Consider the following 13692-nt stretch of genomic DNA (forward strand, 5'->3'; position numbering starts at 1 on the left):
GGTTCTGGTATCACTCGTCGAGGAAGGAGCGTAGATGCTCGCTTCGCGTCGGGTGGCGCAGCTTGCGCAACGCCTTGGCTTCGATCTGACGGATCCGCTCACGCGTTACGTCAAACTGTTTGCCCACTTCTTCGAGCGTATGGTCGGTGTTCATGTCGATACCGAAACGCATGCGCAGTACTTTGGCTTCACGGGCAGTGAGGCCGGACAGTACTTCGCGAGTCGCTTCTTTGAGGCTCTCAACAGTGGCGACATCGATTGGCGACTGCATGGTCGAGTCTTCGATGAAGTCACCCAGATGGGAGTCTTCGTCATCACCGATCGGCGTTTCCATGGAGATCGGCTCTTTAGCGATCTTCAATACCTTGCGGATCTTGTCCTCAGGCATTTCCATGCGTTCGCCCAGCTCTTCCGGGGTCGGTTCGCGACCCATTTCCTGCAACATCTGCCGGGAAATACGGTTGAGCTTGTTGATCGTCTCGATCATGTGCACCGGAATACGGATGGTGCGGGCCTGGTCGGCGATCGAGCGAGTGATCGCCTGACGGATCCACCAGGTGGCATAAGTCGAGAACTTGTAACCACGACGGTATTCGAACTTGTCCACCGCTTTCATCAGGCCGATGTTGCCTTCCTGGATCAGATCGAGGAATTGCAGGCCGCGGTTGGTGTACTTCTTGGCGATCGAGATCACCAGACGCAAGTTGGCTTCAACCATCTCTTTCTTCGCGCGGCGGGCCTTGGCCTCACCGATCGACATGCGACGGTTGATGTCCTTGATTTCTGCGATGGTCAGACCGGTTTCGGTTTCCAGAGCAGTCAGTTTCTGCTGGCAACGAATGATGTCCGGCTGCACGCGACCGATGGCTTCGGCGTACTTGCTCTTGCCTTTGGCCAGGGCGTCGGACCAGCTTTCGTCGACTTCGTTGCCCGGGAACTGACGCAGGAAATCGGCGCGTGGCATACGTGCATCACGTACGCACAATTGCATGATCGCGCGCTCTTGCTGACGCAGACGATCCAGGGCACTGCGAACACGCTCGACCAGGCCTTCGAATTGCTTCGGCACCAGTTTGATCGGCATGAACAGCTCGGCCAGTGCGAGCAACTCGGCAATCGCTGCCTTGTTGTTGCGACCGTGCTTTTTCAGGGCCTTGCGGGTGATTTCCATCTGATCAGCCACGGCGCCGAAGCGCTGCGCAGCGATGACCGGATCCGGACCGCTTTCGGCTTCTTCTTCGTCATCGGAAGATTCGGCTTCATCGTCGTCCGTTTCGTCGTCGGCTTTCGCCACTTTCGCTTCGACAGGCGGCGGCACTTCGGCAGGCGGCGCAATACCGTCGTCCGGGTCGATATAACCGCTCAGGACGTCGGACAGGCGACCACCTTCGGTGGTGACGCGGGTGTACTCGGAGAGAATGTGGTCAACCGTGCCAGGGAAGTGCGCGATGGCGCTCATCACTTCACGAATGCCTTCTTCGATCCGCTTGGCGATTTCGATTTCGCCTTCACGAGTCAGAAGCTCGACCGTACCCATTTCACGCATGTACATGCGCACCGGGTCAGTGGTGCGACCGATATCGGTCTCCACCGCTGCCAACGCAGCGGCTGCTTCTTCCGCAGCGGCCTCGTCGGTATCGGCGTCGGCCAACATAAGGGCGTCCGCATCCGGAGCACTCTCGTGTACGGGGATCCCCATGTCGTTAATCATGCGGATGATGTCTTCCACCTGCTCAGGATCTGAAATATCCTCGGGCAGGTGGTCGTTGACCTCGGCGTAAGTCAGATACTTCTGCTCACGACCCAGTTTGATCAACTCAATAATACGAGACTGCTGTTGCGCTTTTCCGGACATAACACCCTATCCACTGAAGGTCTTGGCGGGCAAAAAACAAGCCGAGGATTATACCTGAGCTATGACCTCACGCGCCAGTTGAGGTCGGGTTTGATGCGGAAACATTGCGACTTAAAAGGTCGCGCAGTTGATTTTTCTCTTCTGTACTCAGTTCGCTTTGACGCGCTTTCCTGAGTAACTGTTCCAGATTTCGCTCGCGTTGGCGGGCTGACAAGCTAGTAATGGTGTCGAAAAACTGTTGTTCAAGGTTATCTCCGTCAATCAGCCATTCCTTTTCCGCCAGTGCCTTGAGCAGGCGACCCTGTTCAGTGCCGTGCCATCGCGCGATCAACTGAAATGAGTTTAGCTTGGGATTCTTCTGTACGGCTTCGAGCAGCGCCACAAGCAGTTGGGCGTTGGTCTGATTTTCGTCCGCAATGTGCCCGGCATCCTCGACGCGCTCGGCCAATTGCGGGTGATGAAGCAGTGTGCGCAGGGCGGTCAGGGTCGGCGACTCGACGCCGATTGGCGTGCGTGGGCGTTGCTGATCGCGATCGCCGCCACGCTTGCCATTCTTGTCCCAGGGCTTTTTGTCCCACTTCTTGCCGCCGGCACCGGGTTTCTTCGGCGTCCACTCCTGCTGCGGCACATACATGTCCTGTGCCTGCGGCTGATGATAGTCGCTGTAGTCCGGCATTGCGTCGTAATCGATGCCCGGATCGTAGGCGGGCGGCGCTTCCTGTGGCGCGCTTTGCGCCAGCTGGCTGACGGTTTCGCTGCTCAGGCCGGTGATTTCGGTCAGGCGCTGACGCATCAGAATACGCAGGTTGGCGCCCGGTACTTTGTCGATCAGCGGCGCGGCGAGGGTGGCCATGTGGGCCTTGCCTTCGAGCGAACGCGGGTCGGCTTCTTCGGTCAGTTGCTGGAAGAAATAATCTGCCAGCGGCTGCGCGTGCTGATTGATCCGGGCCTTGAAGGCATCGGTGCCTTCGGCGCGAACCAGCGTGTCCGGATCTTCACCTTCAGGCAAAAACAGGAATCGTGCGCGGCGCCCGTCCTGCAGGCTGGAAAGTGTTGCTTCCAGTGCGCGCCAGGCAGCGTTGCGGCCGGCCTGGTCACCGTCAAAACAGAACAAAACGTTAGGCACGACGCGGAACAGGCGCTTCAAGTGTTCTTCGCTGGTGGCGGTACCCAGCGTCGCGACGGCATTTTTCAGGCCCTGCTGGGCGAGGGCGATGACGTCCATGTAACCCTCGACGACAATGATCTCGTCGAGGTTGCGGTTGTTCTTGCGTGCCTCATAGAGGCCGTAAAGTTCCTGGCCTTTATGAAATACCGGGGTTTCCGGTGAGTTCAGGTATTTGGGCTTGTCGTCGCCCAGCACGCGGCCACCGAAAGCGATGATGCGCCCGCGGGTGTCGCGGATCGGGAACATCACGCGATCGCGGAAGCGGTCATAGCGTTTGCCGGTTTCGGCGTTCTCGATGAGCAGGCCTGCATCGATCATGGCTTTTTGCTGAAGCGTGTCGCTGCTCAAATGCTTGAACAGGTTGTCCCAGCCCGGCGGTGCGAAGCCAAGACCGAAGTCCCGGGCGATCTCGCCAGTCAAACCGCGGCCCTTGAGGTAATCCACCGCAGCTTTGCGTGATGGATGGCTCTTGAGGGCTTGCCGGTAAAAGTCGGCGGCAGCGGTGAGTAGCGGATACAGCGGCGAATCGGTCGGCTGGCGCGGTTTGTGCGGGCGACCACTTTCTTCGCGGGGGATTTCCATGCCGGCAGCTTTCGCCAGATCTTCGACAGCCTGGGGGAAATCCAGGTTGTCGTGATCCATCAGGAAGCCGAGGGCGTTGCCGCCGGCGCCACAGCCGAAGCAGTAATAGAACTGCTTGTCGGGGCTGACGCTGAAGGATGGAGTTTTCTCTTTGTGAAACGGGCAACAGGCGGTGTAGTTCTTGCCGGCCTTCTTCAATTGCACGCGCGAGCTCACCACGTCGACGATGTCGGTGCGGTTCAGCAGGTCGTCAATGAAGCTCTGGGGAATCAGCCCGGCCATGGCGTTCTCGTCGTCTGCGCTGTAAATAGTCCGATACGAAGGGCATCCGGACGCGGGTCGTTACTGTAGGCGCGCAAAAAAGGCGGCTCGACCGGTGTCGTCTGCGTAATCGCTGTCGGGAAGTGTATCTGCCGAAAATCCACTGACGTTAGTGCTCATCAGTTTTCGACTATTTGAAAGTGTTGCGCTGAATCCGCTGACGGCCGGTTGAGGCCTCGGATAGCTCAATAAAGCGGGCACGCATGCAGGTGCCTTGGGCTGATCGTCGTGAGAGGAATCAGTGGGTGTGCTCGTCAGTAGCCTTGAAAGGCTCGTCAGAAAAGACGTGCACCGCTGGCAAAAGAGCCAGGTCTGACGCGTGAAGCAGATTTGTCTCGGTCGCGTGTGCGGCTTCGACGGTGAAGCATCAAGCGTTTTACGCAAATGCCATTAGCCCGGCTGAGGGCCGGGCTTAGGCAAGAAGCTTGCTACGAACGTCTGTGTATTAGTACAGACGAACGGCGCGGCGCTGTTCGCGCTGAACTTTCTTGGCGTGACGCTTAACAGCGGCTGCTGCTTTGCGCTTACGCTCAGAAGTTGGCTTCTCGTAAAATTCGCGGCTACGAACTTCAGCCAGTACACCGGCTTTTTCGCAGGAGCGCTTGAAACGACGCAGAGCTACGTCGAAGGGTTCGTTCTCTTTAACTTTGACGGCTGGCATCCAGAGCTACCTTCATTCATTACCGGGGTCAACATCCTCGCGGCAAAAGAGCACTTGAAGACGTCGGTTTTTAAGGGTTGCGGATGTTAACCCCTCATCGCTCGGAATGCAAAGCCTCTGATCGAAAACCGCTGGTCGGGGCATCACGCGGCGACTATTATGCGCGCCTTCGAAGTCAGCCTAAACAAGGCGCAAACCCATGCTAGTACTGGGATTAGAAACCTCCTGCGACGAAACCGGCGTCGCATTATACGACAGCGAACGCGGCCTGCTGGCCGACGCGCTGTTCAGCCAGATCGACCTGCATCGCGCTTATGGCGGCGTAGTGCCGGAGCTGGCCTCGCGGGACCACGTCAAACGCATGCTGCCCTTGATACGTCAGGTGTTGGCCGAAGCCGACTGCGTGCCGACCGAGATCGATGCGATCGCCTACACCGCGGGTCCTGGCCTGGTTGGCGCGTTGCTGGTGGGTGCTTCCTGCGCTCAGGCGCTGGCGTTTGCCTGGGGCATTCCGGCCCTTGGCGTGCACCACATGGAAGGTCACCTGCTGGCGCCGATGCTGGAGCCGAAACCGCCAGAATTCCCGTTCGTCGCTTTGTTGGTCTCCGGCGGTCATACGCAGCTGGTTCAGGTCGATGGCATCGGCCAATACAGCCTGCTCGGCGAGACGCTCGACGACGCGGCCGGTGAGGCGTTCGACAAGACCGCGAAAATGATGGGCCTCAATTATCCGGGCGGACCGGAAATCGCCAAGTTGGCAGAGAAGGGCGTCGCCGGACGTTTTACCTTCCCGCGTCCGATGTGCGATCGCCCGGGCCTGCAATTCAGCTTCAGTGGTCTGAAAACCTCTGCGCTCAACGCCTGGCAGCAGTGCGTCAGCGCCGGAGACGACAACGAGCAAGCCCGTTGCGACATCGCGCTGGCGTTCCAACAGGCCGTGGTGGAGACTTTGACCATCAAGTGCAAGCGTGCCCTGAAGCAGGCCGGCATGAAGCGTCTGGTCATCGCTGGCGGCGTCAGCGCGAACAAGGCGTTGCGTGTTTCGCTGGAGAAGATGCTCGGCGACATGAAGGGCGATGTGTTTTACGCGCGTCCCGAATTCTGCACCGACAATGGCGCAATGATCGCGTTTGCCGGTTGCCAGCGTTTGCAGGCCGGTCAGCAGGAAAGTCTGGCGATCAGCGTGCAGGCGCGCTGGCCAATGGAGCAGTTGTCGGCGTTGTGATCAGTGGCGCTCATGGACGGTATTTAAAAATGCCGTTCGCGCCCGGCAAACAGGTCGCGTAGATTGCCGCGATGACGCCAGACGATCAGCAAGGTCAGCGCGCTCATCGGTAACAGCGCCTCCGGTTCCTGCCAGGCCAGTAGCGGCAGGGTCAGCGGCGTGGCGATCAACGCTGCGAGGGAGCTGGTGCGTGTCAGGTAGAACGTCAGCAGCCAGGCGCACACGGCCAGCAGCGCGGCGGGGGGATACAGACCCAGCAGCATGCCGGCGGCGGTGGCGACACCTTTGCCGCCACGGAAGCGAAAATACAGCGGGAACAGGTGACCGATCACGGCGCACACGCCGATCCACGCCTGATCCTGCAGCGAAAGGCCGACAGCCGAGGCGATCAGCACCGGCACCAGGCCTTTGCACAAATCACCGAGCAGGGTCAGGATCGCCAGTTTGCGACCGACCAGGCGCAGCATGTTGGTGGCGCCGGCATTGCCCGAACCACTCATTCGCGGATCCGGGTTTCCGGTCAGGCGGCTGAGCAAAATGGCGAAGGACAGCGAGCCGAGCAGGTAGGCGAGAGTCGCCAGTAACCAAAACATGCTAACTATTCCGGGCGAGGAAGCCCTGATTCTAACGGCGCATCGCGCCCTTGTCGTGCAGTGGAGAGAAGTGCTTGGACAGAGTGTTTATCGAGGGCCTGGAAGTCGACACCGTCATTGGTGCCTACGACTGGGAGCGCGGCATCCGACAGTGCCTGCGTCTTGATCTGAGCTTCGCTTGGGACAATCGCCCGGCTGCTGCCGGTGACGACCTGACCCTGGCGCTCGACTACGCCAGCGTTTCCACGCGGATTCAGGCTTTTGCCGAACAAGCGCAGTTTCAACTGGTCGAGACCTTCGCCGAGCGTCTGGTCGAGGTGCTGATGGATGAATTCAAGATCAGTTGGGTGCGTCTGAAGCTGACCAAGCCTGGCGCGGTTCCCGCTGCCAAGGGTGGCGTGGGTGTGGAGATCGAGCGCGGATGTCGCTGACTCAGGTCTACCTCGGGCTCGGTAGCAATATCGAGCGCGAAACCCATTTGCGTGCAGGTCTCGACGCGTTGGCGACGTTTCTGGTGGATATCCGCTGTTCGGCGGTGTTCGAGAGTCAGCCGGTGGGCATCAAGAGCGGGCCGTTCTTCAATTTCGTGGTGTCGGCGTATACCGACCTGCCGTTGATGGAGCTGGACCGTCGCTTGAAATTCATTGAGGCGGATAACGGCCGCTATGCCCCGGATCGCAAGGGCTTGCCGCTGGATATCGACGTGCTGCTGTATGGCGATCTGGCGGGTAACTTCGACGGTCTGGTTTTGCCGCGTGCGGAAATCCTGAAAAACGCTTTTGTGCTGTGGCCGCTGTCGCTGATTGCGCCGGATCGCGTGCATCCGGGCGTGGGAAAAAGCTTTGCGACGTTGTGGGCTGACGCGCAGATTGATCAGGTGCTGGCGCCGGTGGCGTTCGAGTGGCGTGGCGAGGAGCTCACGCCTTCGGATTTGCGCTGATCTGACGGACGCTTTCGTGAGCAGGCTCGCTCCCACATTTGGCAAGCATTCCCTGTGGGAGCGAGGTCGCTTGCGAAGGTTTTCAGACTGACGCCGCGTCTTTGTAGGCCTTCAAAACCTTTAGACGCTCACGCTTGAGCGCTTCGCCCAGCTCCGGCCCCTTGAATCCTTTCTCCAGCAACGGCTGAACCGCCACTTCCCGCGCAGCCTTCGCCGCGCCACGCAAATATTCCGCCTGTGGATAACTTCTCTGCTCCAGCCCCTTGCGGCCTCGAGCATCCATTTCGCACGCAGCGATAAACTCTTCGAACCGCTGTGGCCGGCGATACACGTCAAAACTCTGCAACAACTCCAGCAAGGTCGAAGCCTTGAGCTCCAGCGCCCGGTGCCCGTGGGTATGGTACTGGCCTACCAGCAAAGCCAATTCCTGACAGTCCTTCGGTGCCTTGAAACGTTCGTTGACCGCTTTGATCAGCTTCAGCCCTTTGTGCTCATGGGCGATGTGCCGTGGCCACTCTGCTTCGGGTGTCAGGCCTTTGCCGAGGTCGTGCAGCAGACATGCCCAGCGTACGGTCAGCGGTTGTTTGTGCAGTGCCGATTGCTCGAGCACGCTGAGCGTGTGCAGGCCAGTGTCGATTTCCGGGTGATGCGCTTCCGGTTGTGGCACACCAAAAAGTGCGTCGACTTCCGGCATCAGCACCTTCAGCGCGCCGCAGTCGCGAAGCACCTGAATGAACACCTGCGGTTGATCTTCCATCAGTGCACGGGAAATTTCTTTCCAGCTGCGTTCGGCGGTCAACGCCTCCAGTTCACCGGACTCGCTGAGCTGACGCATCAGCTCTAGCGTCTCCGGCGCAACGCTAAAACCGAGCCCTGCATAACGCGCCGCGAAGCGGGCTACACGCAGGACACGCAGGGGATCTTCGGCGAACGCCGGGGATACGTGACGCAGGATTCTCGCTTCAAGATCGCGCTGACCGTGGTATGGATCGGTCAGATTCTGCTGATCGTCTTCAGCGATGGCGTTGATGGTCAGGTCGCGGCGGATCAGGTCTTCTTCAAGCGTCACTTCAGGACTGGCGTGAAAGGTGAAGCCGCCATAACCGCGTCCGCTTTTGCGTTCGGTGCGGGCGAGGGCGTACTCCTCACCGCTTTTTGGGTGAAGGAACACCGGAAAATCAGCACCGACCGGGCGATAACCCTTGGCGAGCATTTCTTCCGTGGTAGCGCCGACCACGACCCAATCGATATCCGTGACCGGTTTGCCGAGCAGGCGATCACGAACCGCGCCGCCAACCTTGAAAATCTGCATAAAAAACCTCCGTTAGCCCGACAGGATAACCCTTGCGTCGAACTTTCGGAGGCCGGAAGCGGATCAAAGATGAATGACGGCGAGGTCAAGTCGACCGTAATCCCCTTCGCTGTGTTCGCTGCGTGGTGGCACGTGATGGGTTTTCATGATCTGGTCGCCTTGCAGGGTTTCCAGATGAATGTCGAAGCCCCACAGGCGATGCAGGTGTTTGAGCACCTCTTCGGTGGAATCGCCCAATGGTTTGCGGTCGTGCTGTTGGTGACGCAAGGTCAGTGAGCGATCGCCGCGCCGGTCAATGCTGTAGATCTGCACGTTCGGCTCACGATTACCGAGGTTGTACTGCGCCGCGAGGGTTTCACGGATGATCCGGTAACCGGGTTCGTCATGGATTGCCGGCACCAGCAAGTCGTCCTTCTGGTCGTCATCCATGATGCTGAACAGCTTCAGATCGCGGATCACCTTCGGTGACAAATATTGCAGGATGAAACTCTCGTCCTTGAAGCTGCTCATGGCGAACTTGATAGTCGATAGCCAGTCGGTCCCGGCGATTTCCGGGAACCAGTGGCGATCTTCCTCGGTGGGTTCTTCACACATGCGCCGAATGTCGCGGTACATGGCGAAACCCAGTGCGTACGGATTGATACCGCTGTAGTACGGGCTGTCGAAGCCTGGCTGGAACACCACGCTGGTGTGCGAGGTGAGGAATTCCATCATGAAGCCGTCTGTGACCAGCCCTTCGTCGTAGAGGTCGTTCATCAGCGTGTAGTGCCAGAACGTCGCCCAGCCTTCGTTCATCACTTGGGTCTGGCGCTGTGGATAAAAATACTGGGCGATCTTGCGCACAATCCGCACGATCTCGCGCTGCCACGGCTCAAGCAGCGGTGCATGCTTCTCGATGAAGTAGAGGATGTTTTCCTGTGGCTCGGCGGGGAATCGCGCGTTGTCCTTGTCGCTGTACTTGTCCGCGCCTTTGGGAATGGTGCGCCACAGATCGTTGATCTGCTTCTGCAGGTGTTCTTCACGATCCTTTTGCCGACGTCGTTCTTCCTCGGCGGAAATCGGATAAGGACGTTTGTAACGGTCGACGCCGTAGTTCATCAGCGCATGGCAGGAGTCGAGCAGGTCTTCCACTGCATCGATGCCATGGCGCTCCTCGCACTGCATGATGTACTGCTTGGCGAACACCAGGTAATCGATGATCGAGCTGGCGTCAGTCCAGGTGCGGAACAGGTAATTGCCCTTGAAGAAGCTGTTATGGCCGTAGCACGCGTGCGCCACTACCAGCGCCTGCATGCAGATGGTGTTTTCCTCCATCAGGTAGGCAATGCACGGATCGGAGTTGATCACGATCTCGTAGGCAAGGCCCATCTGCCCGCGGCTGTAGGATTTCTCGGTGCTGAGGAAGTGTTTGCCGTAGGACCAGTGGTGGTAACCCAGCGGCATGCCCACCGAGGCATAGGCATCCATCATCTGCTCGGCGGTGATCACTTCGATCTGATTGGGATAGGTATCCAGCGCATAGCCGGCCGCGATACGGGCGATCTCGCGGTCGTAAGTCTGGATCAGCTCGAATGTCCATTCGGAGCCGGTGGAAATGGGTTGGCGCTTCTGCTCTTTGGCGGTCATGTTACTAACCTGCGCTGGAAGAGTTCACGGAAGACCGGATAGATATCCCCGGCCGAGACCAGTTGCTGCTGGGCAAAAGTGTCAGAGAAGGCGTCGGCGATGCGTTCGTATTCGTACCACAAGGCCTGATGTTCGCGCGGGGTGATCTCCACGTAAGTGTAGTACTGCACAAACGGCATGATCTGGTTGATCAGGATGTCGCGGCAGATCGGTGAGTCATCGTTCCAGTTGTCGCCGTCGGAAGCCTGAGCCGCGTAGATGTTCCACTCGTTGCTCGGATAACGCTCGGCCATGATCTCCTGCATCAGTTTCAGGGCGCTGGAGACGATGGTGCCGCCGGTTTCCCGCGAATAGAAAAACTCCTCTTCGTCGACTTCCCGGGCGCTGGTGTGGTGGCGGATGAACACCACGTCGATCTTGTCGTAGTTCCGTTTCAAAAACAGATACAACAGGATGAAAAAGCGCTTGGCGATGTCCTTGGTCGCCTGGGTCATCGAGCCGGAAACGTCCATCAGGCAGAACATGACGGCTTTCGAGCTTGGGTTCGGTTGCTTGATCAGCAGGTTGTATTTCAAGTCGAAGGTGTCGAGGAACGGTACGCGATGGATGCGCGCGCTGAGTTTTTCGATTTCCGCTTCGAGTTCCTGAATATCGCCGAAGTTATCCGGTTCTTCGCGTCTCAGGCGCTCAAGTTCTTCTTTGACCTCACGCAGTTTGGCTCGGCTGCTGCCAGACAGTGCGATGCGCCGTGCGTGGGCTGAACGCAGGGTGCGGATGATATTGATGCGCGACGGGTTGCCTTCGTTGCTGATCCCGGCGCGCACGGTTTTAAAGGTGTCGGTGCCGCTTAGGTTGCGTTTGACCAGATTGGGCAGTTCGAGGTCTTCGAACATGAACTCGAGGAATTCCTCCTGGGTGATCTGGAAGACAAACTCGTCCATGCCCTCGCCGGAATTGCCGGCCTTGCCCGGACCGCGTCCGCCGCCACCTCCCGGTGGGCGGGCAATATGCTCGCCGGCGGTAAACTCCTTGTTACCGGGATGAACCACGGTCTGCTTGCCACCGCGGCCGTGATGAAGCACCGGTTCGTCGATGTCGCGACCGGGGATGCTGATCTGTTCGCCGTGTTCCATATCGGTAATGGAACGCCGACTGACCGCCTCTTCGACAGCCTTCTTGATGTGGTCACGGTAACGCCGCAGGAAACGCTGGCGGTTCACCGTGCTCTTGTTCTTGCCATTCAGACGTCGGTCGATCACATAGCTCATAGACCCCTCCGGGGAGCTTCAAGTCATAAGCTTCAAGCTGCAAGTGAAAGCTCTCCCGTCCTCGAGATCGGTTTTTGCTGTTCTCTTGCAGCTTGTCGCTAGAAGCTTGCAGCTGCTTTATTGCGATTTGCGGACCCGTAGGTACCATTCGGAAAGAAGCCGTACCTGTTTGTCGGTGTAGCCGCGTTCGACCATTCGAGTGACGAAGTCGTTGTGCTTTTGCTGATCCTCTTTGCTGGCCTTGGCATTGAAGCTGATGACTGGCAGCAGATCCTCGGTGTTCGAGAACATTTTCTTCTCGATGACCACCCGCAGTTTTTCGTAACTGAGCCAGGTCGGGTTTTTGCCGTTGTTGTTGGCCCGTGCGCGCAGGACGAAGTTGACGATTTCGTTGCGGAAATCCTTCGGATTGCTGATGCCGGCCGGTTTCTCGATTTTCTCCAGTTCTTCGTTCAGGGCGACGCGGTTGAGAATCTCGCCGGTTTCCGGATCGCGGTATTCCTGATCCTGAATCCAGAAGTCTGCGTACAGCACGTAACGGTCGAAGATGTTCTGGCCGTACTCGCTGTAGGACTCGAGATAAGCGGTCTGGATCTCCTTGCCGATAAACTCGATATAACGCGGCGCCAGGTATTCCTTCAGGTAGCGCAGATAACGCTCGCGGGTTTCGGCCTGGAATTGTTCCTGTTCGATCTGCTGTTCCAGCACATAGAGCAGGTGCACCGGGTTGGCGGCGATTTCATGCGGGTCGAAGTTGAAGACCTTGGACAGGATCTTGAAGGCGAAGCGGGTCGACAGACCGTTCATGCCTTCGTCGACGCCTGCCGAGTCGCGGTATTCCTGAATCGACTTGGCCTTTGGATCGGTGTCCTTGAGGTTTTCGCCGTCGTAGACGCGCATCTTCGAATAGATGTTGGAGTTTTCCGGCTCCTTGAGACGCGACAGCACAGTGAACTGCGCGAGCATCTTCAGGGTGTCTGGTGCGCAATGCGCTTTGGCCAGAGAACTGTTGAACAGCAGTTTGTCGTAGATCTTCACTTCGTCGCTGACGCGCAGGCAGTACGGTACTTTGACGATGTAGATCCGGTCGATGAACGCTTCGTTGTTCTTGTTGTTGCGGAAGGTGTGCCATTCCGATTCGTTGGAGTGGGCGAGCAGGATCCCGGTGAACGGAATCGCGCCGAGGCCTTCGGTACTGTTGTAGTTACCTTCCTGAGTCGCGGTCAGCAATGGGTGCAGCACCTTGATCGGTGCCTTGAACATTTCGACGAATTCCATCAGGCCCTGGTTGGCCCGGCACAGCGCACCGGAGTAGCTGTAAGCGTCGGCGTCGTTCTGTGGATATTCTTCGAGTTTGCGGATGTCGACCTTACCGACCAGAGCGGAAATGTCCTGGTTGTTCTCGTCGCCCGGTTCGGTCTTGGCCACGGCGATCTGGTTGAGGATCGACGGGTACAGCTTGACCACGCGGAACTGGCTGATGTCGCCGCCGAATTCGGCCAGGCGTTTGGTCGCCCACGGCGACATGATGGTGTTCAGGTAGCGCCGCGGGATGCCGAAATCTTCTTCGAGGATCGCGCCATCTTCGGTGGCGTTGAACAGACCCAGTGGCGATTCGAATACCGGCGAGCCCTTGATCGCATAGAAGGGCACTTTTTCGATCAGTTGTTTCAGCTTCTCGGCCAGGGACGATTTACCGCCACCGACAGGGCCGAGCAGATAGAGGATCTGTTTCTTCTCTTCCAGGCCTTGGGCGGCATGGCGGAAATACGAGACGATCTGGTCGATGCATTCTTCCATCCCGTGGAAGTCTTCAAAGGCCGGATAGCGACGGATCACCTTGTTGGAGAAGATGCGCGACAGCCTCGAGTTGGTCGAGGTGTCGAGCAGTTCCGGTTCGCCGATGGCCAGCAATAGACGCTCGGCGGCGGAAACGTAGGCGCTACGGTCTTTCTTGCACAGCTCCAGGTACTCTTGCAGCGAGAGTTCTTCCTGGCGTGTGGACTCGAAGCGTTGTTGGAAGTGGCTAAAGATACTCATGACGTCACCTCGCTCGATACGTGGAGCCGACGCCGGATCACTCAGTCGATGCTGGCAAACAACCGTTGTGGCAGCTGTTTGTTTACCCCCCAGAACACTTC

General features: G+C 58.3%; 11 protein-coding genes. 3 read left to right on the forward strand and 8 right to left on the reverse strand.

Translation table 11 applies throughout. The features are described from left to right. Positions 1-10 precede the first annotated feature (10 nt). The 3 genes from rpoD to rpsU all read right to left on the reverse strand — a co-directional run bounded on the left by rpoD (position 11) and on the right by rpsU (position 4587). Positions 11-1855: an RNA polymerase sigma factor RpoD gene (rpoD, locus tag A8O26_RS18495; RefSeq protein ID WP_064119260.1), complete on the reverse strand. Its 1845-nt coding sequence runs from the start codon at positions 1853-1855 to the stop codon at positions 11-13. Positions 1856-1922: 67 nt separating this feature from the next. After that, positions 1923-3887 carry a DNA primase gene (gene dnaG / locus A8O26_RS18500; RefSeq protein ID WP_064119261.1) on the reverse strand — a complete coding sequence of 655 codons (1965 nt, stop codon included), beginning with the start codon at positions 3885-3887 and terminating at the stop codon, positions 1923-1925. Positions 3888-4371: 484 nt separating this feature from the next. Continuing rightward, positions 4372-4587, reverse strand: coding sequence for a 30S ribosomal protein S21 (rpsU, locus tag A8O26_RS18505; protein WP_002551877.1), 216 nt, complete (start codon positions 4585-4587; stop codon positions 4372-4374). Between the two features lie 199 nt (positions 4588-4786). Here rpsU and tsaD point away from each other — a divergent pair, with 199 nt between their 5' ends. Beyond that, positions 4787-5812 carry a tRNA (adenosine(37)-N6)-threonylcarbamoyltransferase complex transferase subunit TsaD gene (tsaD, locus tag A8O26_RS18510; RefSeq protein WP_034155077.1) on the forward strand — a complete coding sequence of 342 codons (1026 nt, stop codon included), beginning with the start codon at positions 4787-4789 and terminating at the stop codon, positions 5810-5812. A 23-nt stretch (positions 5813-5835) separates the two neighbouring features. On the opposite strand, the gene plsY is transcribed toward tsaD, so the two are convergent. Next, on the reverse strand, positions 5836-6405 hold the full coding sequence (gene plsY, locus A8O26_RS18515; RefSeq protein WP_064119262.1) for a glycerol-3-phosphate 1-O-acyltransferase PlsY: 570 nt from the start codon (positions 6403-6405) through the stop codon (positions 5836-5838). A 74-nt stretch (positions 6406-6479) separates the two neighbouring features. Between plsY and folB the strand changes: the two genes are divergently transcribed. Continuing rightward, entirely contained in the window at positions 6480-6836 is a 357-nt protein-coding gene (folB, locus tag A8O26_RS18520; RefSeq protein ID WP_064119263.1) for a dihydroneopterin aldolase, read from the forward strand. Next, on the forward strand, positions 6827-7345 hold the full coding sequence (gene folK, locus A8O26_RS18525; protein WP_064119264.1) for a 2-amino-4-hydroxy-6-hydroxymethyldihydropteridine diphosphokinase: 519 nt from the start codon (positions 6827-6829) through the stop codon (positions 7343-7345). Before folB ends, folK begins: the two co-directional genes overlap by 10 nt. An 82-nt stretch (positions 7346-7427) precedes the next feature. On the opposite strand, the gene A8O26_RS18530 is transcribed toward folK, so the two are convergent. The 4 genes from A8O26_RS18530 to A8O26_RS18545 form a co-directional block, all read right to left on the reverse strand. Continuing rightward, the gene (locus A8O26_RS18530; RefSeq protein ID WP_064119265.1) at positions 7428-8657 is read right to left on the reverse strand and encodes a multifunctional CCA addition/repair protein; all 1230 of its coding nucleotides are present in this window, start codon (positions 8655-8657) and stop codon (positions 7428-7430) included. 63 nt (positions 8658-8720) lie between these two features. Beyond that, the gene (locus A8O26_RS18535) at positions 8721-10283 is read right to left on the reverse strand and encodes a SpoVR family protein (protein WP_064119266.1); all 1563 of its coding nucleotides are present in this window, start codon (positions 10281-10283) and stop codon (positions 8721-8723) included. Then, positions 10280-11551 carry a YeaH/YhbH family protein gene (locus tag A8O26_RS18540; RefSeq protein WP_034155083.1) on the reverse strand — a complete coding sequence of 424 codons (1272 nt, stop codon included), beginning with the start codon at positions 11549-11551 and terminating at the stop codon, positions 10280-10282. Before A8O26_RS18540 ends, A8O26_RS18535 begins: the two co-directional genes overlap by 4 nt. A 117-nt stretch (positions 11552-11668) precedes the next feature. Continuing rightward, the gene (locus tag A8O26_RS18545; protein ID WP_007910115.1) at positions 11669-13591 is read right to left on the reverse strand and encodes a PrkA family serine protein kinase; all 1923 of its coding nucleotides are present in this window, start codon (positions 13589-13591) and stop codon (positions 11669-11671) included. Positions 13592-13692 lie beyond the last annotated feature (101 nt).

The sequence above is a fragment of the Pseudomonas fluorescens genome, assembly GCF_001648775.1.
Taxonomy (GTDB): Bacteria; Pseudomonadota; Gammaproteobacteria; order Pseudomonadales; family Pseudomonadaceae; genus Aquipseudomonas; species Aquipseudomonas fluorescens_M.